The organism is Streptomyces sp. NPDC001153 (assembly GCF_053598315.1).
This window is the reverse complement of the sequence record NZ_JBSFJZ010000004.1, coordinates 161,897-183,102: the sequence shown is the minus strand read 5'-3', so window position 1 is coordinate 183,102 and position 21,206 is coordinate 161,897. Positions and strand designations below refer to the sequence as shown.

The 21,206-nt window shown below is 69.4% G+C and carries 25 protein-coding genes and 1 tRNA gene; 9 read left to right on the top strand and 17 right to left on the bottom strand.

From position 1 onward, the window contains the following. Window positions 1–944: 944 nt before the first annotated feature. Window positions 945–3,773, top strand: coding sequence for a transglycosylase domain-containing protein (locus tag ACWDEN_RS06125; protein ID WP_450857647.1), 2,829 nt, complete (start codon window positions 945–947; stop codon window positions 3,771–3,773). A gap of 25 nt (window positions 3,774–3,798) precedes the next feature. Here the strand turns inward: ACWDEN_RS06125 and sugE are convergent, their stop codons facing one another. From sugE to ACWDEN_RS06110, 3 genes are all read right to left on the bottom strand, one after another. Next, on the bottom strand, window positions 3,799–4,119 hold the full coding sequence (gene sugE, locus ACWDEN_RS06120) for a quaternary ammonium compound efflux SMR transporter SugE (RefSeq protein ID WP_351613972.1): 321 nt from the start codon (window positions 4,117–4,119) through the stop codon (window positions 3,799–3,801). Window positions 4,120–4,283: 164 nt separating this feature from the next. Further along, window positions 4,284–4,643: a GroES family chaperonin gene (locus ACWDEN_RS06115; RefSeq protein WP_031159553.1), complete on the bottom strand. Its 360-nt coding sequence runs from the start codon at window positions 4,641–4,643 to the stop codon at window positions 4,284–4,286. Window positions 4,644–4,686: 43 nt separating this feature from the next. After that, window positions 4,687–5,016, bottom strand: coding sequence for a DUF3618 domain-containing protein (locus ACWDEN_RS06110; protein WP_351613975.1), 330 nt, complete (start codon window positions 5,014–5,016; stop codon window positions 4,687–4,689). A 93-nt stretch (window positions 5,017–5,109) separates the two neighbouring features. Here ACWDEN_RS06110 and bcp point away from each other — a divergent pair, with 93 nt between their 5' ends. The 4 genes from bcp to ACWDEN_RS06090 all read left to right on the top strand — a co-directional run bounded on the left by bcp (window position 5,110) and on the right by ACWDEN_RS06090 (window position 7,073). After that, a complete protein-coding gene (bcp, locus tag ACWDEN_RS06105; RefSeq protein WP_351613978.1) occupies window positions 5,110–5,577 on the top strand; it encodes a thioredoxin-dependent thiol peroxidase in 468 nt (155 codons plus the stop codon). Between the two features lie 138 nt (window positions 5,578–5,715). Beyond that, window positions 5,716–6,369: an HNH endonuclease signature motif containing protein gene (locus tag ACWDEN_RS06100; RefSeq protein ID WP_351613980.1), complete on the top strand. Its 654-nt coding sequence runs from the start codon at window positions 5,716–5,718 to the stop codon at window positions 6,367–6,369. Then, window positions 6,366–6,974, top strand: coding sequence for an HNH endonuclease (locus ACWDEN_RS06095; protein WP_450857535.1), 609 nt, complete (start codon window positions 6,366–6,368; stop codon window positions 6,972–6,974). Before ACWDEN_RS06100 ends, ACWDEN_RS06095 begins: the two co-directional genes overlap by 4 nt. Before the next feature lie 14 nt (window positions 6,975–6,988). Then, window positions 6,989–7,073: transfer RNA gene (locus ACWDEN_RS06090), tRNA-Leu, on the top strand. A 41-nt stretch (window positions 7,074–7,114) separates the two neighbouring features. Here the strand turns inward: ACWDEN_RS06090 and rdgB are convergent. Both rdgB and ACWDEN_RS06080 read right to left on the bottom strand, forming a co-directional pair. Continuing rightward, window positions 7,115–7,717, bottom strand: a complete 603-nt coding sequence (rdgB, locus tag ACWDEN_RS06085; RefSeq protein WP_450857533.1) for an RdgB/HAM1 family non-canonical purine NTP pyrophosphatase — start codon at window positions 7,715–7,717, stop codon at window positions 7,115–7,117. Between the two features lie 45 nt (window positions 7,718–7,762). Further along, window positions 7,763–9,097, bottom strand: coding sequence for an SGNH/GDSL hydrolase family protein (locus tag ACWDEN_RS06080; protein ID WP_450857531.1), 1,335 nt, complete (start codon window positions 9,095–9,097; stop codon window positions 7,763–7,765). Window positions 9,098–9,319: 222 nt separating this feature from the next. Between ACWDEN_RS06080 and ACWDEN_RS06075 the strand changes: the two genes are divergently transcribed. After that, a complete protein-coding gene (locus tag ACWDEN_RS06075) occupies window positions 9,320–10,636 on the top strand; it encodes a DUF445 domain-containing protein (RefSeq protein WP_351613991.1) in 1,317 nt (438 codons plus the stop codon). Window positions 10,637–10,729: 93 nt separating this feature from the next. Continuing rightward, window positions 10,730–12,304: an MFS transporter gene (locus ACWDEN_RS06070; protein ID WP_450857528.1), complete on the top strand. Its 1,575-nt coding sequence runs from the start codon at window positions 10,730–10,732 to the stop codon at window positions 12,302–12,304. Between the two features lie 13 nt (window positions 12,305–12,317). Here the strand turns inward: ACWDEN_RS06070 and ACWDEN_RS06065 are convergent, their stop codons facing one another. After that, complete coding sequence (locus tag ACWDEN_RS06065) at window positions 12,318–12,797, bottom strand: hypothetical protein (protein WP_450857526.1); 480 nt, start codon at window positions 12,795–12,797, stop codon at window positions 12,318–12,320. A gap of 207 nt (window positions 12,798–13,004) precedes the next feature. Between ACWDEN_RS06065 and ACWDEN_RS06060 the strand changes: the two genes are divergently transcribed. After that, the gene (locus ACWDEN_RS06060) at window positions 13,005–13,955 is read left to right on the top strand and encodes a GlxA family transcriptional regulator (protein WP_351613999.1); all 951 of its coding nucleotides are present in this window, start codon (window positions 13,005–13,007) and stop codon (window positions 13,953–13,955) included. A 56-nt stretch (window positions 13,956–14,011) separates the two neighbouring features. Here ACWDEN_RS06060 and ACWDEN_RS06055 read toward each other — a convergent pair whose 3' ends face one another. The 11 genes from ACWDEN_RS06055 to ACWDEN_RS06005 form a co-directional block, all read right to left on the bottom strand. After that, window positions 14,012–14,314 carry a hypothetical protein gene (locus ACWDEN_RS06055; RefSeq protein ID WP_351614001.1) on the bottom strand — a complete coding sequence of 101 codons (303 nt, stop codon included), beginning with the start codon at window positions 14,312–14,314 and terminating at the stop codon, window positions 14,012–14,014. Between the two features lie 423 nt (window positions 14,315–14,737). Then, window positions 14,738–15,019, bottom strand: coding sequence for a hypothetical protein (locus tag ACWDEN_RS06050; protein ID WP_351614004.1), 282 nt, complete (start codon window positions 15,017–15,019; stop codon window positions 14,738–14,740). A gap of 394 nt (window positions 15,020–15,413) precedes the next feature. Further along, window positions 15,414–15,881 carry a hypothetical protein gene (locus tag ACWDEN_RS06045; RefSeq protein ID WP_351614006.1) on the bottom strand — a complete coding sequence of 156 codons (468 nt, stop codon included), beginning with the start codon at window positions 15,879–15,881 and terminating at the stop codon, window positions 15,414–15,416. Between the two features lie 93 nt (window positions 15,882–15,974). Further along, entirely contained in the window at window positions 15,975–16,199 is a 225-nt protein-coding gene (locus ACWDEN_RS06040) for a DUF397 domain-containing protein (RefSeq protein WP_351614009.1), read from the bottom strand. 121 nt (window positions 16,200–16,320) lie between these two features. Next, window positions 16,321–16,536, bottom strand: coding sequence for a hypothetical protein (locus tag ACWDEN_RS06035; RefSeq protein WP_450857523.1), 216 nt, complete (start codon window positions 16,534–16,536; stop codon window positions 16,321–16,323). A gap of 62 nt (window positions 16,537–16,598) precedes the next feature. Next, complete coding sequence (locus ACWDEN_RS06030) at window positions 16,599–17,447, bottom strand: helix-turn-helix domain-containing protein (protein WP_450857521.1); 849 nt, start codon at window positions 17,445–17,447, stop codon at window positions 16,599–16,601. A gap of 29 nt (window positions 17,448–17,476) precedes the next feature. Then, entirely contained in the window at window positions 17,477–17,989 is a 513-nt protein-coding gene (locus tag ACWDEN_RS06025; RefSeq protein ID WP_450857519.1) for a DUF6879 family protein, read from the bottom strand. Beyond that, window positions 17,967–18,194: a hypothetical protein gene (locus tag ACWDEN_RS06020; RefSeq protein WP_450857517.1), complete on the bottom strand. Its 228-nt coding sequence runs from the start codon at window positions 18,192–18,194 to the stop codon at window positions 17,967–17,969. Before ACWDEN_RS06020 ends, ACWDEN_RS06025 begins: the two co-directional genes overlap by 23 nt. Before the next feature lie 96 nt (window positions 18,195–18,290). Beyond that, a complete protein-coding gene (locus ACWDEN_RS06015) occupies window positions 18,291–18,896 on the bottom strand; it encodes a DUF5753 domain-containing protein (protein WP_450857515.1) in 606 nt (201 codons plus the stop codon). Window positions 18,897–19,293: 397 nt separating this feature from the next. Beyond that, window positions 19,294–19,491, bottom strand: a complete 198-nt coding sequence (locus ACWDEN_RS06010; RefSeq protein ID WP_450857513.1) for a DUF397 domain-containing protein — start codon at window positions 19,489–19,491, stop codon at window positions 19,294–19,296. Then, window positions 19,491–20,336: a helix-turn-helix domain-containing protein gene (locus ACWDEN_RS06005; RefSeq protein ID WP_450857511.1), complete on the bottom strand. Its 846-nt coding sequence runs from the start codon at window positions 20,334–20,336 to the stop codon at window positions 19,491–19,493. The genes ACWDEN_RS06010 and ACWDEN_RS06005 overlap by 1 nt, the downstream gene beginning before the upstream one ends. Window positions 20,337–20,569: 233 nt before the next feature. Between ACWDEN_RS06005 and ACWDEN_RS06000 the strand changes: the two genes are divergently transcribed. Then, window positions 20,570–21,205, top strand: coding sequence for an ATP-binding protein (locus ACWDEN_RS06000; protein ID WP_450857645.1), 636 nt, complete (start codon window positions 20,570–20,572; stop codon window positions 21,203–21,205). Window position 21,206 lies beyond the last annotated feature (1 nt).

Genomic DNA, 21,206 nt, shown 5'->3' with positions numbered 1-21,206 from the left:
TGCCGCCGAGAAAGCCGCTGCCGGCTGAAGGCCCCGGCGACCCGGGGGGCCACGAGGAGACGGCCGCCGCCCCGGACAAGGGGACGAGGAACGCAGCCGACGTGAAGGGGGCGACAGAGCCCGGCGCACCGCGGGCCGGGAACGCCGAGGGCGCCCACAGCGACCGCGCGGAGACTCGGAAGCCCGCGGACGAGGCGCCCGCCGGGAAGCGTCCCGCTGCCGCGCCCCAGGACCGCACGGCCTCCATCGCCCGCGCCCGCCAGGCGGCCCGGGACGCCCGCACGGACCAGCCCGGACCGACGGCACCCACTGACGAGCCGCCGTCCGGCGACACGCCGGCCTCGGATGGCGCGGGGGCCTCGGGTAGGGCGGGGGCCTCGGGTGGCGTGGGGGCCTCGGGTGGCGTGGGGGCCTCGGGTGGGGCTTCGGCGCTTGGTGGCGCGTCAGCCTCTGGCGGTGCGCCGGCCTCTGGGGGCGCTTCGCCCTCGGGCCGTGCTTCGGCCTCGCGCGGGGCGTCGGCTCCTGGTGGCGCCTCGCCCTCCGGCGGCGCTTCCGCCTCCGGTGACGCTTCCGCCTCCGGTGACGCTTCGGCCCCTGGTGGGGCCATGGGCTCTGGTGGCGCTTCGGTCTCTGGTGGCGCTTCGGCCTCGCGTGGGGCGTCGGCTTCTGATGGCGCCTCGCCCTCCCGCGGTGCCTCCGACTCCCGCGGCGCTTCCGACTCCCGCCGCGCGTCGGCCTCCAGTGGCGCGTCGGTGTCCGGGAACGCGTCGGCCTCGGGTGCGGCTTCGGCGGCCGAGCACGGAAAATCCGACAAACGCGGTGCTTCCGTCAATCAGAGCGTTTCCGGCAAGGGGGAAATTTTCGGCAACCCGGGCACCTCGGAGAAGCCGCAGGTTCCCGGAGCCCGCGCGCCCGAGGAGCCGCAGTCGCCGGAGAGCACTCAGGTGCTCCGGCGCATCACCCCGCCCCGGGGACCCCAGGCGTCCTCGAAGGAACCCGGCAAGCCCGGTGAGCAGGCCCAGGCGCCCGAGACCACGCAGGTGCTCCGGCGGGTCAGCGGACCCCGCGCCGGTGAGCCCGGCGGTCCCGCCAAGGCGGCCTCCCAGGCCCCCCAGGCCTCGCCGGCCTCTCCCGCCTCCCCGGCGACGAGCCCGGCCGCCACCGGCCGTACGTCCCACACGACCGGCTCGCGGCCCGCCGGCCCCGGCCGAGCCGCCCGGACAGCCGGGGCGGCCGGTGCAGCCGCCGCCGGTGCCGCCGCACACGCGTCCCCGGCAGGCGCCGCGGGCGCGGTGGGCGCCGCCACCCCCGGCCCCCGTAGCGGACCCGGGGGCAAGACCCCCCGGCAGACCCCCGGCACAACCCCCGGCCAGGCCGGCACCGCCCTCGCCGCCTCCCCGGACGGCCCGGCCCCCGCAGGGACCGGCACGGGCAGGAAGCCGAAGCGACCCAAGCGGACCGGGTGGCGGCGGATCATCCCGACCTGGCGCATGGTGCTCGGCACCTTCGTCGTCGGCGTCCTGCTGCTCGTCGGCCTCTTCTTCCTCGGCTACTCCATGGTCAACATCCCGCCGGCCAACGCCCTCGCCACCAAGCAGGCCAACGTCTACCTCTACGCCGACGGCTCCCAGCTCGCCCGCGACGGCCAGATCAACCGGGAGAACGTCAGCCTCGCCCAGGTCTCCAAGGACGCCCAGCACGCCGTACTGGCTGCCGAGGACCGCGACTTCTACTCCGAGTCGGCCATCGACCCCAAGGCGATGCTCCGCGCCGCCTGGAACACGGCGACCGGCAAGGGCAAGCAGTCCGGCTCCACGATCACCCAGCAGTACGTGAAGAACTACTACCTCGGCCAGGAGCAGACGGTCACCCGCAAGGCCAAGGAGTTCTTCATCTCGATCAAACTGGACCGCAACAAGTCCAAGGACGAGATCCTCGAGGGCTACCTCAACACCAGCTACTTCGGCCGCAACGCCTACGGCATCCAGTCCGCCGCCCAGGCCTACTACGGCGTGGACGCCCAGAACCTCGACCCGGCCCGCGCCGCCTACCTCGCCGCGCTCGTCAACGCCCCCAGTGAGTACGACGTCGTGGCCCACCCCGAGAACAAGGCCGCGGCCGTCGCCCGCTGGAACTACGTCCTGGACGGCATGGTCAAGAAGGGCTGGCTCAGCCAGTCCCAGCGCGCCGGGATGACGTTCCCGATGCCGAAGGAGCAGACGGTCTCCACGGGCATGTCCGGCCAGCGCGGCTACCTCGTCGAGGCGGTCAAGCACTACCTGACCACCAACAACATCCTCACCGACGACCAGCTCGCGACCGGCGGCTACCGCATCACCACCACCATCCAGAAGAGCCGGCAGAACGCCTTCGTCAAGGCGGTCAACGACCAGCTGATCGCCAAGCTGGACAAGAAGAACAACAAGGTGGACAGGTACGTCCGCGCGGGCGGCGCCTCCGTCGACCCGAAGACCGGCAAGGTCGTCGCCATGTACGGCGGCATCGACTACGTGAAGCAGTACACCAACGGCGCGACCCGCGGTGACTTCCAGGTCGGCTCCACCTTCAAGCCCTTCGTCTTCACCTCGGCGGTGCAGAACGCCTCGACCACCCAGGACGGCCGCACCATCACCCCGAACACCATGTACGACGGCACCAACGAGCGGCAGGTTGAGGGCTGGAACGGCACGCCCTACAGCCCGCAGAACGAGGACCAGAAGTCGTACGGCCAGATCACCGTCACCAAGGCCACCGACCTGTCCGTGAACGCCGTCTACGCGCAGATGGCCGCCGACGTCGGCCCGTCCAAGGTCAAGCAGACCGCGATCGACCTCGGCGTCCCCTCCGACACCCCGGACCTGTACCCGTCCCCGTCCATCGCCCTCGGCACCGCCACCGCCAGCGTGCTGGACATGGCGGAGTCCTACGCCACGCTCGCCAACCACGGCCGGCACGGCACCTACACCATGATCGAGAAGATCACCAAGGACGGCACGGACACGGTCAAGCTGCCCCAGCAGCCGGTCAAGCAGGCCGTCAGCCGCGAGGCCGCCGACACCACCACCTCCATCCTGCAGAGCGTGGTCGACAGCGGCACCGCCACCGCCGCGCAGGCCGCGGGCCGCCCGGCGGCCGGCAAGACCGGTACCGCCGAGAACGACACCGCCGCCTGGTTCGCCGGTTACACCCCCGACCTGGCCACGGTGGTCTCGGTCATGGGCCAGGACCCGGTGACGGCCAAGCACATGTCGCTGTACGGCGCCCTCGGCCAGCCCCGTATGAACGGCGGCGGCCCGCCCACCGAGATCTGGGCCCAGTACACGGCGGACGCGCTGAAGAACAAGCCCGCCTCCGACTTCGACCTCCAGCTGGAGCAGGGCGCCGACCAGCCGCAGCCGCCCAGCGCCACCGGCTCGGCCCCTCCGGGCACGACCGCCGGCCAGAACACCGGCGGCACCACCGGCACCCCCACCGGCGGCCCGACCACCAGCCCCACCACCGGCGGCACCACCGGCACCCCCACCACCGGAGGCCCGACCACCACCGGCGGCACCGGCACCGCCACCGGTGGCACCACGACCGGCGGCGGCACGACCAACGGCGGCGGCACGACCACGGGCGGCGCGACCAATGGCGGCGGAACCAACGGCGGCGGCACGACCACAGGCGGCGGAACCAACGGCGGCGGCACGACCACCGGCGGCGGAACCGACGGCGGCGGCGGCACGACAGGCACCGCCGCCGGCGCCGGAGGCGGCGACCCGGCCATCTGACCCCCGGTGACGCCCCCGTGACGTCTCAGTGAGCGCTGGTCGCCTTCAGCCCCACCACGGCGACCAGCAGCAGACACACGAAGAAGATCCGGGCGGCGGTGACCGGCTCACCCAGCACCACCATGCCGAGCACCGCCGCACCGGCCGCCCCGATGCCCACCCACACGCCGTACGCCGTACCGATGGGCAACGACTTCGCGGCGTACGACAGCAGAACCATGCTGGCGACGATCCCGGCGCCCGTGAACACACTGGGCACCAGCCGGGTGAAGCCCTCGCTGTACTTCATCCCGATCGACCAGCCCACCTCCAGCAGACCGGCGACGACAAGCAGAACCCAGGCCATGACAGGCACCTCCGGAAGGAATCTCTGAACGGGGGTGCGTCGTCTTTGCCTGAAGGTCGGGGATCCCGGTACGGCGCGTCTCGTCGGGCTGACGCCTCCGAACATAGCAAAGAAACGACAAAGGGGCCGGTGACCGCGGTCACCAGCCCCATTACCGGAACGACTCAGAGATACAGACCCGTGGAGTCCTCCGACCCCTCGAAACGGTCCGCGGCCACGGCGTGCAGATCCCGCTCGCGCATGAGCACGTACGCCACACCCCGAACCTCGACCTCGGCCCGGTCCTCCGGATCGAACAGAACCCGGTCACCCGGCTCCACGGTCCGTACGTTCTGCCCGACCGCGACCACCTCGGCCCAGGCCAGCCGCCGCCCGACCGCCGCGGTGGCGGGAATCAGAATGCCGCCCCCCGACCGCCGCTCGCCCTCACCGGTCTCCTGCTTGACCAGAACCCGGTCGTGCAGCATCCGGATCGGAAGCTTGTCGTGATGGGGGGTGCTGTGCTGGTTTCTGTTGGCGCTCACGCCTCGAACCTACCTGCCTTCGCCACGCCGGGCCGCGCCCGGGTCAGCCCTTTCGCCGCCGCGAGCCCACGGCCAGCAGCCCCACCACACCGACGGCGAGCAGCGCGACGGGCACCACCCGCTCCAGCCGCACCCCGCCCTCTTCATCGACGAACTGCGCGCGCACCTCACTCACCACCCGGTTGACCTGCACGTACGCCCGCCCGACCGTGTGATCGATATTGGCGACGACCTTGGCCTTGGCGTCCCCGATGATCGTCTGCGGGTGCACCCGCACCCCGATCTCGTCGAGCGTCTCGGCCAGCACTTCGCGGCGGCGCTTGATGTCCGCCTCGATCTGCGCCGGGGTTCTGGTGTCCGACGTGTCCGCCACCGTACGGCCTCCGAAGTCTCCTGATGCTGTTCCGGACAGTCTGTCAGCTTCTCCTCCCGGTGCACCGCAAGGCCCCCCGGTTACCCTGGCCCGATGAGCGAGCGACTCCAGCCGGGGGACGTGGCCCCCGCCTTCACCCTCCCCGACGCCGACGGCAACGAGGTCTCCCTGTCCTCCCACAAGGGCCGCAAGGTCATCGTCTACTTCTACCCGGCCGCCCTGACCCCCGGCTGCACCAAGCAGGCCTGCGACTTCACCGACAACCTGGACGTCCTGGCCTCCGCCGGCTACGACGTGCTCGGCATCAGCCCCGACGCCCCGGAGAAACTGGCGAAGTTCCGCGAGAAGGAGTCCCTGAAGGTCACGCTCCTGGCCGACCCGGACAAGAAGGTCACCGAGGCCTACGGCGCCTACGGCGAGAAGAAGAACTACGGCAAGACCTACATGGGCGTCATCCGCTCCACGATCGTCGTCGACGAGGAGGGCAAGGTCGAACGAGCCCTCTACAACGTCCGCGCCACGGGCCATGTGGCCAAGATCATCAAGGATCTGGGTATCTGAGCGCCTGAGCCTGTTGACGGCGGCCCGCACCGGGAGGACCGGGTGCGGGCCGCCTTCCCTATCCGTGCGTGACTGTCCGATAACCGGTTCGTTGCTCCGTACGGGCTGCGAACGCACGCCCGGAACGGAGGGGGCTCGATGGGGGCCAGCGCGTACAGCAAGGAACGGCTGGAGGAAGCGGCTCGCGGGGCGCGGACGTTGTCGGAGGCGTTGGAGAGGTTGGGGGTGGATCCGAGGAGTTCGACGCGGCGCTATGTCCTGGGGCGGATGAAGAAGCTCGGGGTGGATGTCTCCCACTTCGAGAGGGAGGGGGTGAAGTGGACGAGGGAACTGCTTGAGGGGGCCGTGGCTGCCTCCACGAACATGTGCGAGGTGCTGCGCCATCTCGGTCTGGAGGTCGTCGGCGGCCACCACACGCACATCAGCCGCAGGATCAAGGCGTACGGGATCGACACCTCGCACTTCCAGCTGCCGACCCAGCGAGGAAAGCCCTGGCGCGCCCGAACGCCGGAGGTCCTGCTCGTCGAGCAACCGGTCGGCCAGGCCCGGCGCATTCCGAGCGACAGGCTCAAGTGGGCGATGACGGCCGTAGGCGTTCCGGAGCGCTGTGCTCGCTGCGGTACCGAGCCGGAGTGGCGGGGCCGTCCGCTCCCGCTGGAGGTCGATCACATCGACGGGAACTGGCGTGACAACCGGATCGAGAACCTCCGCTTCCTCTGCCCCAACTGCCACTCCACCACGGACAATTACCGAGGGCGCGGCAAGGGCCGTTCTCGGGGCGGCGCCGTATGAGCAGCGGCGTGCAGTACACCCGTGAGCAGTTGGCCGAGGCTGCCGAGCAGTGCGCGAGCATGGATGAGGTCATGGCCCTGCACTCCGGCAGGCCTGGGCACCCCGCGCCCGAGGAGTTGCGCGCGGCGGTCGCCGAGTCGATCTCCATCGCCGAGACACTTCGCCGACTTCGGCGCCCCGACACCGGAACTCAGCGCGCGCTGCTGCGTCAGTGGGTCGCTGAAGAGGGCATCTCGACCGCGCACTTCCTGGGGCAGGCGCACCAACGAGGCAAGACCTGTGCAGACCGCGCCAAGCGCCCCGAGGACGTCCTGGTCAAGCATGACGGTCGGCGTCGGGCACGGACCCATCTGCTGCGCCGCGCGCTCGGCGAGGTGGGCGTACCGGAGCAATGCGATGAGTGCGGCGTTGGCCCCGAGTGGCTCGGGTGGCCCATGACACTGGAAGTCGATCACATCAGCGGCGACTGGAGCGACGACCGACGCGAGAACCTCCGGTTGCTGTGCCCCAACTGCCACGCGACCACAAGCACCTGGTGCAGAGGGGGCGGACGACGAAACGCGCTGCCCCGTACACTGGGCGAGGCAAAACGGCCTCCAGGTTAGATGTCCGTTTTGGGGCGGTCGTGGCGAAATAGGCGATACGCGCGGGTTTTAGGTGCCCGTGGGAGAAATCCCGTGTGGGTTCGAGTCCCACCGACCGCACACGTGAGGGGCCGTCCGTCCAGGCGGCCCCTCCTCCACTCTCAGCCCAACAGCTCCCGAACCACCGGCACCAACGCCCGGAACGCCTTCCCCCGGTGGCTGATGGCGTTCTTCTCCTCCGGGCTCAGCTCGGCGCAGGTCCGGGTGTCGCCCTCCGGCTGGAGGATCGGGTCGTAGCCGAAGCCGTTCGTGCCGGCGGGGGTGTGCCGGAGCACGCCCCTCAGGCGGCCCTCGACCACCCGCTCCCGGCCGTCCGGCAGTGCCAGGGCCGCCGCGCACGCGAAGTGGGCCCCCCGGTGTTCGTCCGTGATGTCGGCGAGCTGGGCCAGGAGGAGCTCCAGGTTGGCCTTGTCGTCGCCGTGGTGGCCGGACCAGCGGGCGGAGAAGATGCCGGGGGCGCCGCCGAGGACGTCGACGCAGAGGCCGGAGTCGTCGGCGACCGCGGGCAGGCCGGTGGCCTGGGCGAGGGCGTGGGCCTTGAGCAGGGCGTTCTCGGCGAAGGTGACACCTGTTTCCTTGACGTCGGGGACGTCGGGGCAGGCGTCGGCGCCGACGAGCTCGTGGGGGAGTCCGGCCTCGGCGAGGATGGCCCTCAGCTCGGTGATCTTTCCGGCGTTGCGGGTGGCGAGGATCAAGCGGGTCATGCCAGTCAGTATCCCGGTCGTCCCGCCGGTGTCCCTCGCCCGTACCTACAGTTCCGCCTGTCCCGCACCCTGGAGTGTGGTCAGGTCGAAGACCGCGGCCATCCTGGCGAAGCCCAGGTCGCTGGGGTGCAGGTGGTCGCCGGAGTCGTAGTCGGGGCGGAGGCGGCGGGGGGCGTAGGGGTCGCGCAGGGCCTTGTCGAAGTCGACGACCGCGTCGTAGACCCCGCCGGCCCGGATCTCGGCGTTGACCTGCTGTCGTACCGCCTCGCGGGCCGGGGTCCAGCCGCGGTGGCCCTGGTAGGGCATGAGTGTGGCGCCGACGACTTTCAGGCCGTGGGCGTGGGCTTCGCGGACCAGGGTGCGCAGGCCGGTGATGATCTTGTCGGGGTCGGCGAGGCGGGGGTTGCGGAGGATGTCGTTGACGCCGAGGTCGATGACGACGGCCTTGACGTCCGGGTGTGTGAGGGCGTCGCGGGTGAAGCGGCCGAGGCCGCTCTGGTTCTCGGCGGGCCGGCCGAGTCCGTCGGTGAGGACCTGGTTGCCGCTGATGCCCTCGTTGAGGACGCTGTAGCGGGGCACCTGCCGTCCGTTTTCGAGCGCGGTGCGCAGCCGGTCGGCGAGGATGTCGGGCCAGCGGTGGTTGGCGCCGATGGTGGAGGTGACGCCGTCGGTGATGGAGTCGCCGAAGACGACGACGGTGCCGTCGGCTTCGTTGCTGAGGAGGTCCAGGGCCGTCAAGTACCGCCAGTGCGGGGTCTGTTGGGTGTAGGGGGTGCCGGTCGCGTCCTCGGTGGCGTCGCCGTCGGCGACGTAGGAGGTCTGCCGGGCGTGCGGGTGGTAGGTGACGGGGCCGGAGGGGGTGGGGGAGTAGGTGGTGACGAGGACGTCGCTGTCGTGCGGGACGGTGAGGCGTACGGCGTCGCTGACGATCTGTTCGCCGGTGGGTATGACCACGTCGGTGGCGCCGTCGAAGGTGAGGCGGCGCATCGAGTCCGGGTCGGCCGCGGCGGTGCCGTCGCCGGCGGAGAGCGCGATGGTGGCGTGGGTGATGGTGAGGGGTTCGCTGCCGTAGAGGTTGGAGAGCGTGATGCGGGCGCTCGTGCCGCCGGTGCTGGTGTGGACGATGTTGCGCACGGAGCGGCCCGTGAGGCCGTCGGTCTCGGTGCCGGGTTCGCCGCCCACCGGGGAGGCGGACCAGGCGCCGACCCAGGTGCCGGTGGAGGCGGGGGCGACGGAGGAGCCGTGGTGGGGGCGGTCGTCGGTGAGGGTGCCGCGCGGGGTGCCGTCGTCGGCCGCCACGGTGAGGTAGATGGCGGCGGAGAGGGCTACGACCAGCGCGATGAGCGCACTGAGTACGGCATAGCCATGACGCCTGGTCACGGTTGTCTTGCTCTCCTCGGGGAGGGGAGCCCGAGGCTCCGATCTTGATGAGCCCATGATGCGGCATGGGGTGGGGAGAGCTGTCAGGGCCCTGCCCACATCCCTTTTCTGACAGACGCCGGGAACTCTTGTTCCGTTCCGGGAGTCGGTCAGGAAGGGACAATTGTGTGCGGGATCACCGATCGGGATCACCGAGCGGGTGGAGCTGAACGGGTGGAGCCGATGGAACCGACCGAGACGGAAGCAGCGCCGGCGCGGGGTGTGTCGTACAAGACGATGACGGCCTTCACCCCGGCCGACGAGGAGCGCCGGCGCGGGGTGCGGCGCATGAAGGTCACGGCGACCTGTCTGCTGTTGTTCGTGGCGGTGGTCTACGCCCTGGCGAAACTCGCCTCGCAGGAGGGTGCCGGGCCGTGGGCGGGCTATGTGGCGGCGGCCGCCGAGGCGGGCATGGTGGGCGCGCTGGCCGACTGGTTCGCGGTGACGGCGCTGTTCCGGCATCCGCTGGGGCTGCCCATTCCGCACACGGCGATCATCCCGACGAAGAAGGACCAGCTGGGTGTTTCGCTGGGTGAGTTCGTCGGCGAGAACTTCCTGTCCCAGGACGTCGTACGGCAGCGGCTGCGCGCGGTCGGTATCGGCAGCCGGCTCGGGGCGTGGCTGGCGGAGCCGGCGCACGCGGACCGGGTGACGGCGGAGCTGGCGACGGCGCTGCGGGGTGCGCTGACCGTGTTGCGGGACTCCGATGTGCAGGCGGTCGTGGGTGAGGCGATCACCCGGCGGGCGAACATGCAGGAGATCGCTCCGGGGATCGGCAAGATGCTGGAGAAGGTCGTGGCCGACGGCGGGCACCGGCGGGCGGTGGACCTGGTGGTGGCGCGGGCGCACGACTGGCTGGTGCTGCACCGGGACGACGTGATGGTGGCGGTGGAGGGGGGTGCGCCGGGGTGGACGCCGCGGTTCGTGGACCGGAAGGTCGGCGAGCGGGTCTACAAGGAGCTGTTGCGGTTCGTCACCGAGATGCGGGACATGCCGTCCCATCCGGCGCGTGGCGCGCTGGACCGTTTTCTCACCGACTTCGCCTCCGATCTGCAGTCCGACACGGACACCCGGGCGCGGGTGGAGCGGCTCAAGGGGGAGGTGCTGGGCCGGGGTGAGGTGCAGGATCTGATCGCGTCGGCCTGGACGGCCGTACGGTCCATGGTGGTGGCGGCGGCCGAGGACGAGCGGAGCGAGCTGCGGATGCGGGTGCGGCGCGCGCTGCTGTCGCTGGGGGCGCGGATGGCGACCGAGCCGAAGGTGCAGGGGAAGGTGGACAGCTGGGTGGAGGGCGCGGCGGTGCATGTGGTGACGACGTACCGCGCGGAGATCACCTCGCTGATCACGGACACGGTGGCGGGCTGGGACGCCGAGCACACCACCCGGAAGATCGAGGCGCACATCGGCCGCGACCTGCAGTTCATCCGGATCAATGGCACGGTGGTGGGATCACTGGCGGGACTGCTGATCTATGCGGTGACGCGGACGCTGGGCGCCTGAGCGGGGCCGGTTCCGAGTGGCTGCGCGGGTCGGGGGCACCCGTGATGCCGTCCCCGCCCGTGCGGGGGGACGTCCTTCGACGAGAGGGAGCGCATGAGCGCTGCAGCCGAGGCGCCGTCGCCGCGGACGGGCCGCACGATCACCACCGACATCCCCGCCCGGCTGGACCGTCTGCCCTGGTCCCGCTGGCACTGGACGATCGTGATCGGCCTGGGGACGGTCTGGATCCTGGACGGTCTGGAGGTCACGGTCGTCGGCACCATCGCGGGCCGGCTGGCCGAGCCGGGCAGCGGGGTGTCGATCACCTCGGGCCAGATCACCGGAACGGCCGCCGCGCTGTATGTGGCCGGGGCCTGCTCGGGCGCCCTCTTCTGGGGCCGTCTGACCGACCGCTTCGGCCGCAAGCGGCTGTTCATGATCACCCTGGGGGTGTACCTGGCGGCGACGGCCCTCACCGCCGTCTCCTGGGAGGCCTGGTGGTTCTTCCTGTTCCGCTTTCTGACCGGTTTCGGCATCGGCGGTGAGTACGCGGCGATCAACTCGGCGATCGACGAGCTGATCCCGGCCGCCCACCGCGGCCGGGTCGACCTGATCATCAACGGCAGCTTCTGGCTGGGCGCGGTGGGCGGCTCGCTGCTGTCGATCGTGGCGCTCGACACGGATCTGCTGGCCAGGAACGTCGGCTGGCGGCTGACCTTCGCCCTGGGCGCCGTGCTGGCCCTGGTCATCCTCCTGGTACGGCGGCACGTCCCGGAGAGCCCGCGCTGGCTGCTGATCCACGGCAGGGACCGGGAGGCGGAGGAGATCGTCCGTGGCATCGAGCGGCAGATCGAGCAGGAGAAGGGCGAGCGGCTGCCCGAGCCGCGGGGCGAGGCGCTGGAGATCCACCAGCGCGGGAGCGTGACGTTCCGGGAGATCGCCCGCACGGTCTTCGGCCACTACCGCAGGCGGGCCGTTCTCGGCTTCTCCCTCTTCATCGGCCAGGCGTTCCTGTACAACGCGATCACCTTCGGCTTCGGCGCGATCCTGACCAGGTTCTTCAACGTGCCCTCCGGGCACACCGGCTACTACTTCGCGGTGATCGCGGTCGGCAACTTCTGCGGTCCGCTGCTGCTGGGCAGGCTGTTCGACACGGTGGGCCGCCGGGTGATGATCTCCTCGACCTACCTGCTGTCGGGCCTGCTCCTGTTCGGCACGGCGTGGCTGTTCGACCAGGGCTCGCTGAGCGCGGGAACGCTGACGGCCTGCTGGTGCGCGGTCCTGTTCTTCGCCTCGGCGGGCGCCTCCAGCGCGTACCTGACGGTGTCCGAGGTCTTCCCGATGGAGACGCGGGCGATGTCCATCGCCTTCTTCTACGCCCTCGGCACGGCGGCCGGCGGCATCAGCGGCCCCCTGCTGTTCGCCGACCTCACCGGCACGGGCAAGGTCGGCGACACGGTGCTGGCCTTCTCCATCGGCGCGGCCCTGATGTGCGCGGCGGGCCTGGTCGCCGCCGTCCTGGCCGTACGGGCGGAGCGCCGCTCCCTGGAGGACATCGCCCGCCCGCTGACGGTGGTGGCGAGCCGGGCCACGCCGAGCACGCCGAGCACGCCGAGCACGCCGAGCACGCCGAGCACGCCGAGCACGCCGAGCACGCCGAGCACGCCGAGTACCCCGAGCACCCCGTAAGGGGGTGAGGCCGTCAGGCCCCTGTCGTGGAGCCGGGCCGCACGATCATCAGGACGGTCACGGTGGCCCACAGCAGGTTGAACATCCCGGTGAACATGGCGAGCCGCGCGGGGTCGGTGCCCCTGCCCTCCACCACCGCGCTCTGGGCGGGCAGCACCAGCGCGGCCAGGACGACGGCGGCGAGAGCGGTCAGCCCGATGGACACGATCAGCCAGCCGCTCCCGAGCACGCCCATCTCGCTCGCGGTGGCGAACCCGAAGACCGGGACGACGACGCCGACGAGGGCGTAGACCCGGCAGATGCGGTGCAGCAGGTGCAGCGTGCCGGTGACATCGGGGGTCCCGGTGGCTCCGGGAGTGCCGGTGGCTCCGGGAGTGCCGGGCGCGGCGAGGGCCCGGCGCGCGGCGGGCGGGAACATGCTGGTGGCGACGGTCACGGGGCCTACGGCGACGATGGCGGCGAGGACGTGGACGGCGAGGAGGAACTTGGTCACGCGGTGACGGTAGGCGGCGGCCGGATCTTGCAGAAGTGGCGGAAGTGCCATGATCCAACGGATTCCCGCCACGCGGAGGGAGCAGGGGAGTGGAGCAGGGGAGTGGAGCAGGGGTGTCCGCTGTTACGGAGCCGGTGGGCTGATCAGCGCTGATGGGCATTGGTGGGCGGCGTTGGCGGTAATCCGTCGTAGCCATAGGATCCCGCCATGCACACCGTGGCCGTACTGGCGCTGGACGGAGTCATCCCCTTCGACCTCTCCGCCCCCATCGACACCTTCGGCTGGGCGCGGCTGCCCGACGGCCGGGTGCCGTACCGGGTGCGGGTGTGCGCGGTGCGGGGGGAGGTGAGCGCGGGGGCCTTCACGGTGCGGGCGCCGTACGGCCTTCAGGCGCTGGCGGAGGCGGACACGATCATCCTGCCGGGTGTGGCGGAACCGCCGGAGGAGCTGCCGCCGGGCGTGACCGAGGCACTGCGCGCGGCGGCCGCGAACGGCACCCGGATCGCCTCGATCTGCGTGGGCGCGTTCCTCTTCGCGGCGACGGGCCTGCTGGACGGCCTGCGCGCGACGACGCACTGGTACGCGGCGGGGGAACTGGCGGCGCGGCACCCGGAGGTGACGGTCGACCCGAACGTCCTGTACGTCGACAACGGCCAGTTCCTGACGTCGGCGGGCGCGGCGGCGGCGCTGGACATGTGTCTGCACATGATCCGCAAGGACTTCGGCTCGGCGGTCGCCGCGCACGCGGCGCGGATGTCGGTGATGCCGCTGGAACGGGAGGGCGGCCAGGCCCAGTTCATCGTCCACGACCTGCCCCCGGCGCCGTCGGGTGCCACCTTGGAGCCGCTGCTGCACTGGCTGGAGGACCACTGCGACCGCGACATGACGGTGGACGAGATCGCGGCCCGGGCGGGCATGAGCACCCGCACCCTCAACCGCCGCTTCCGCGAGCAGACCGGCACGACGCCGTTGCAGTGGCTGCACCGGGCGCGGGTACGGCGGGCGCAGCATCTGCTGGAGACGACGCCGTACCCGGTGGAACGGATCGCCACGCAGACGGGCTTCGGCTCGCCGACGGCCTTCCGGGAGCGGTTCCGGAGGGTGGTGGGGACGAGCCCGCAGGCGTACCGGAGGGCGTTCAGGGCGGGGGCGGTGTAGAGGGGGACGGGGGTGCCGGCCGGGATGCTCCGCCCGGGCCTGCCGCCGGGGTCGGCTCAGGCCTTGCGGTCGGCGACGGCCCAGGAGGCGAGGGCGACGGCACCGGCGACACCGAGGACGGACGGCCAGGCGCCGACCTTCTTGGCGAGCGGGTGCGAGCCGGCGAACGCGGCGACGTAGGCGGCGCTCAGCGCACCGGCGGCCTTCCCGCCGGCCTGCCGGCGCCACTGCTGAGCGGCGGTGACCCCGGCGACGGCCAGCACGGCCCCACCGAGCTGCCGCTTCTTGGTCCACCGGGCCACGCCATACCCACCGACAAGCCCGGTGGCGGCCACCACTGCACTGGGAACCCTCGCCACAACTGCCTCCTCCTGCTCCGCTTTTGCGCGATGTCCGGCCTGAGGCTAACGCGCAGCCGATCATGCTCTCCTCACCTGAGTCGGATCTTGTCAAGTCTCCGGCGGAGAGTTCTGTCCCCACAGCCGTACGCACGGCACAGCACGACTGAAGCCCCCCACGGAACTCGCCGTCGTCATGGGGGGCTTGGTCGGGTGCTCTGTCTCTCACGGGGATGCGGGTGTCTGCGGCACCCGCGGGTCAACGCGGCTCACCGTGGACGCAGAGCGCCGTGCCGGACACGGTCGGGGCGTGGCGACCTCGCACGCATCCACACGTTGCAAGGCCGCCACGCATCTCCCGTGCCGTCGGCGGGCGAGCCGGCCGGCCCACCGGAAGCTGGCCGGCCGCCGCTTTCCGCCGTCAGGGGGGTACCGAACCGCCCTCTAGAAGGCGCTGTTGCTGCAGCCCATCGTCGACCCGATGTGGGTGTCCTGCGCGCCCGGGTCGCCCTCGCCGTTGAGCGCGTTGCCCAGCACGCCGTTGAGGATCCCGACCTCACCGAGGACGTCGACATTGAGGTCGTGCGACTTGCAGTTGGAGCTCTGCAGGACGCTGCTGCCCCCGCCGCCCCCGCCCTGGCCGCCGGCGTAGGCGGTGCCAGAGGCCAGAAGTCCGACGCTCCCGAGAGCGGCGACCAGGACGGCAGCCTTGTGAAGCTTGTGCATTTCATCTCCATCGCGTGTGGTGGATACGATCTGTGACAGATCGACTTCCGTCAGTGACGGAGATTATGTGCAAATCCGCCAAGGCGAACGGCGACGCGCCGGTCCTGTGACCGCGTAGAGTAATCGACGCATTACGAACCGGCATCCCGCGGTCGCGACCGAGACCCCGATTCCCCGGTCCGCGCCCTCAAGCTGACCCACCGTCACCTCCGTCACCGCCAGGGGCAACGCACGTCGAACAACCCACCGCGCACTCCCCACCACCGCCTTTGGCCCACCCCGGGTACCCGAGGCAACGAACCTGCTCTTGACCCGGCTCGCGGAGGCACGACGCTGCCCAGGCAGCGGGCGGCCCTACGGCAACGCGTCGCGAACGGCACGTCCGACCCGCTGATCACCCAACGGGGCAGGTCAGCTCGGGCTTGGACCGGTTCGGAGAACACGTCACCACGGCAAGCGACAGGTACGAGGGGCGCTCGAGGTAGAACCCGAGCGATACGTCACTACCCGAACTCAACTTCTCAGCCGCCGAGTTGACCAGCGCAGCGAGATCGAGGAGGTCACGCTCCCGGCCAGAGGCGAACCGGCCCGCGTACGCGGCCACGCACGCCCCGATCCAGGTGGCGGCGCCCTTCGCCTCATCCCACGTGTCACGCACCAAGGAAGACGGTTTGACGAGCCAGTACGCCGTCTCCAGCGGAGGGAGATCCACGGTCGGGAACTCCGCTGCGACCTCCCGATAGCGCTGGATCAACTCGGGCTTGCTGCCGCCCGGCGGCGGCTCGGGATACGGAGGCCGCCGGAGTGCCTCCTGGTCGAAACGCTCTTTCGTCCCGACCCATAGATAGCCGTGGTAGTGCACCAGTCGTTCCTGTCGGGTGTCGGAGACGAGAGGGACCGGCCCCGGCACCGGCCTCCGCACGGGTGCCGGGACAGCCGGGACCGGCCAGGGGCATCAGACGCGCAGCCCGAACCTCGCCGGATCGATGCCGGCCACCGCCAATTCCTCCGTGGTGAACCGCAACGGCTCCGCATCCGGCCGCTTGCTGTCACCCAGCGCCCAGGCGTCGTCGCCGATCCGGGCGAGCGTCACGCATCCCTCCGTACAGGGACCTCCGCAGGCCTTCACGAACGAAGCCCCGCTGATGTCGAGCCCATACAGCTTGTTTCCGTCCAACATCACTGCACCTTCCTGCTCAACTGATCGCGGCCATGACTGACCGCCTCCGCCCATCTGGGGCGGGAGTTTGGGAGTGGGGATCCGTGCATTGGTCACACGAGCGTGGTCGGTGCGGTGGGCATCAGAACCGCCTCGCGTTCATCTCGTTCACGCGTGCACGCAGGCGTTCATCGGCGTCGGCCGACCGCAGCTCGTCCGGGTTCGCTTCCCATTCGATACCCCCACTGAAGAGGCGTAGCAGGACCCGTCCCGCCTGGTTTCCCATGACCTCGCCGACACGATTCCGGTTGGTGTCGTAGGCGAGCTCACCCACGTCCGGAGTCACCGTTTCCGCCATGTGAATCACGCTAGAAAGCGGCCGGGTGGGCCCTCAACGAACGTGCCAGAACTTGCCGGGGATCACCCGAGCGCGTCGATGGCCGACGTGATCAGCTCGCGGGCCTTCGAGCCGTATACGGCCAACTCCTGGAGCGCCGCGAAAGTCTGCGCATACAAGTCGATCTCGTGGCTCTGCGTCACAGTGAGATGCGCGGAGACCAGCTCGACGTTGGCGACCTCGCAGTCGTAGAGGAAGAAGCCCTCAACGGGCCAGATGCGCGACCGGTCGGCGGTCAGCGGGATGATCCCGAGCGAGACGGACGGGAGGGAAGCGGAGGTGAGCAGGTGGCCGAGCTGCCCGGCCATGACCTCAGGGCTGCCGATGCGGTAGCGCAGGGCGGCCTCCTCCAGCACTATTGCGAAACTGTGGTCGCCTTCGTGAATGACGTGCTGTTTGGCGACGCGGACGTGCACCGCTTCTTCCACGTCGTCGGTCAATTGACGGCGTTCCCGGATCGACTTCAGTAGAGCCTCGATGTAGGGGGCCGTCTGCACCGGGCCCGGAATGAGCCAGGACGAGTAAATGCGAAAGCGACGGGTGCGTTCCCAAAGCGGAACGACGGACTCTTGTGCGTGACGCAATCCAGACCGCTCCATGCGGCGCCACTCGACGTACATGCCGTCGATACCGCGGGCCGTCGTCACGAGATCGGCGGCCAGATGCGGCACTCCGCAGTGCAATGCCCAATCCTGAAGGTCGGCTTCAGAAGGAGTTCGAGCCCCGCTCTCATACCGGGAGCATTTGGATTCGTGCCAGCCGGCAAGACCAGCCAACGCCCGCGCGGTGAGCCCGGCGTCGAGCCGGATCTCGCGCAGACGTTGGCCGAGAGCCTTACGGGCTTCGTGGACGCTGGAGGAAGGGGACGACATGGCGTTGCGTCGGACTCCACCCGCGCCGATCAGGCGAGTTGGTAGTCAGCGTGAGGAATGCCCAGTTCCCACACCGCCTCAAAGGCGCCCGCGCACAGTTTGATCTCCTGGGGGTCGGTGTTGAGAGACGGTTCCAGCCACTCGCCCTCGCCATCGAAGTGGTTCACGAGCAGCAGGGACGAGTCGAACAACCAGAAGTCGTTGCCGGGAAGGGCGATACCCGTGGCTTTCCTGCGCGGCAGCCAGCGCACTTCCTCGCCTGCGGCGATGTTCAGGCCGTCGGTCACCTCGTGCTCGAAGCGGATGTACTTGCTCACCGGCTCGGACACGATCCGGGCGCGGCGGACCTTCACTCCTCGGCACGTTGCCTCGGAGACCAGGGCGAGCCAGTCCGCCCACCTCTCGGCGGGGTCGATCGCCGCGCCGGCATCCCAGTCGATGTACGCCGGGTCCGACTTCATGTAGGAGTCCCGCATCTCCAGATGCACTGCCGACTCGCGGCAGTCACGGAACAGTTCCTCAAACGTCGGAACCGTGGTCACGCTGTACCTCCAGGAAGAACTGGACCATGCGCCGCGGGATCTCCACCACGGACTCATGGCCGGGGATGTCCATCTGGCCGAGCCGTTCCTCGTCCAGCACTTTCCATCCCTGCACGAGATAGGTGTCCTTCTCGTCGTCCAGATACACCGTTGGGGAGCCGCCGCTCGGGCTCTCCGGGTCCTTGCCGAGTTTACGCAGGGCCATGGGGTCCACCTCCGTCGTAGGCGACGATCCGTGTGCCAGAGCGTGCCCGACACGGTGCCCCGCGGGACAGCAGCTTGCCAGAACTTGCCAGCCCGACTATCCGGACGCCGAGGAGGTCTCCGCCCAGTCGCTGAGCAACTGCCGCGCCGTGTCACCGGCGTACGCGTGCTCGGCGAACACGTCGAAGAGCCGGCTGTAGTGCTCAACGTCCTTCGCTTCGCGGACCACGACCCGCCCGGTGAAGACTTCCAACGTCGCCAGAGTCGTGTCGTAGACGGTGAACGTGTTGAACGGTACCTCGGGGACCCGAGCCGACAGCGGAAGCACCTTGACATCCACATTCGGACGACGCGAGAGCGACACGAGATGCTCGATCTGCCGGGCCATGACGGCGGGCTCGCACAGTTGCCACCGGATCGCCGACTCGGTCAATAGGAACCCGAACTGCTTTTCAGGGTCGTCGAGTACGGCCTGCCGTTCCTGCTTCAACGCGATGACTCGGTCGACGTCCCCTGCCCCCGAGGCTGACGTCTGCGTCATGACGTGACGCATATACTCGGGTGTCTGAATCAGCCCTGTGGGGATCGCTGGGAGGAAGTAGCGCAGGCGAGTAGCTCTCCGCTCAAGAGCGGCGAGTTCATCCTGGACGCCACTCGGAGCGCTGGGCTCTGGCTCCAGCTTCATCCGCTCCCCCAAGTCCACTCGACAGCACCTGCGTTCCAGCCGTCTCCACGACACGGCGGACTCATCAAGTCGGCCACCGTGCCTCGTTTCTTGTGCCCAGCGGTTCGATGGAGAAGTGCCGCAGGATCTAGGCTGTCCACGTTACCGCCGCCCCCGGCGGTGCGCACGGAGACCGGCCCCCAATCCGGGAATATCTCCCAGCCTAGACGTAGCGTCAGGAAATTCCTCATGCCTAAAGTACAGATACGACCTGTCCAAACACGTGGTTGATCACGGTGTGGAGGTCAAGGTCTCTGAGCCTTTCAGGGCTTGAGCGCATCCTCCAATGGAGGCTTCAACAACTCAGCACGTAGTCGAGCTGGTAGCGATCTGAAGGGCCCTGAGCAGATCGCCGGGCCCCTTCTTCCGCTAGTTCCTATCTCGGCGCTTTGTGCGCCAGGGCTCGTATGAAGGCGCGCCATGTGACAGGTCGCACCCTGATCACTGAGTCGTCCCCTCGCTTTGAATCGCGTATGAGGGTGTCGTTGTCTGTGTAGGCACACTCCACGCACTCGGTCCCACTGCCACCACTGTAAGAGGACGTGAACCAGTGAAGTTGTGACGAGGCTGCCATCAAGGCTCCCTGCTGATCCGCTCGATGAGTTCCGCTGACGACTCGAAGTCGAGTGCTTGAGCGCTGAGGTACTCGAACGCCAACTTATAACGGTCCAGTTCCTGTGGCTTCTCCATGAAGAGGCCGCCGCCGATGAGGTCTACGTACACCACGTCGAGTTCGCGAGCTTGCCCGCGCAGGACGGCGAAGCTGCCTACGGCCGCCGCGTGCGCGCCCCGTGCGAACGGTAGTACCTGGATCGTGACGTGCGGCCGTTGTGACTGGGTGAGCAGGTGATCCAACTGTTGTCGCATGACCTCTCGGCCGCCGACCAAGCGGCGGATGGCAGCCTCGTCGATCACGCACCAGATGTGCGGTGGCTCTTCGCGGTCCAGCAACTCCTGACGTTTCATGCGGATATCGACCATGTGCTGGACCTCACGCTCGGGGCACTGCACCTCCGAGGCTCGGTGTACGGCTTCGGCGTACTCTCGGGTCTGAAGTAGGCCGGGGATGTACATGCAGGCGTAGTGGTCCTCGCGTACGACCTCGTCTTCGAGAGTCAACATGAGGTTCATCGACTCAGGGATGGGATCAGCGAGTGAACGCCACCATCCCTGGATCTTGGCGCCCTTGGCTAGCTCAACCAGCGCCATACGCTCCTCGTCTGTGGCGCCGTACACACGGCAGAGCGCGTCGACAGCCGGCCACTTGACCGTGCCTTCCTTCGTCTCGTACCGGCTGAGCGTCGCCTTGGAGATACCGACGCTCGCTCCGGCCTCCTCCAGGGTTAGCCCTCTCAACTCTCGGAGCCGACGCAGGTCAGCTCCCAGTTGGCGCCTACGTGTGGTGGGTCCAACTGCCATGCCTCCAGCCCTTCCTGTTCACGCGGTAGATCGTCCTCGACCCCGCTGGAGTACTGCAAGGTGGTGCACGCCGGGGCGCTTTGTGTGGCAGCGCGCTCCTGCTCGCAGGGGATGAGAGTTCCATTTTGGAAGTCTCATCGCCACACTCGGTAGCTGTGAGGTTACTTGACGCTCAGAGCGTCACCGGCACTGTGGGCGAGGGAGCGAAGTACGTCGTGGACTGCACGGGTTGTATGCCCCGAAGGGCATGGAAGCTGCCGTTTCTGGCTGAGGCGGAAGAAGCAGCCGCACTGCGGCGAATCCTGCGGATTCACCTTGAACGTTGGGGGCTGCACGAACTCAGCGAAGCCGCGCAACTGTGCGTCAGCGAGCTCGTCGCCAACGTCATCAAGCACGTGGGCCCTGGTACCCCGAGTACCCTTGCGGTCTCCATGAGCGGGACTCGCTTGCGCATCGAAGTCCAGGACCCCGACCCCCGAGCCCTCCCGACGCTGACGGACGTAGATGCGGATGCCGAGACAGGGCGTGGCATGGCCCTCATCGAGGCAATCACCGATCGTTGGGGCGTCGACCTTGCGCCTGGGCGCAAGGCGACTTGGTGCGAGTTCCGCACGAATCTCAAGACCGCTGATGGGCATACCACAGGCCCTCGCGTAACCCGGGCGGCGAACGTTCTCGGGTTGTACGCCGATGTGACGGAGCTGCCGACAGGAACGAAGCTTGGGCGGCTGGGCACGGCAGTGGCCGAGGAGGCGGCGATCAACGTGATCGCCGATCTCCTGTACTGGCTCGGGGCACACGGCCGGGACCCGGACGAGGTGCTGGAGCGGGCCCAGACTCACTTCCAAGCCGACGTTGAGACTCGCTGAT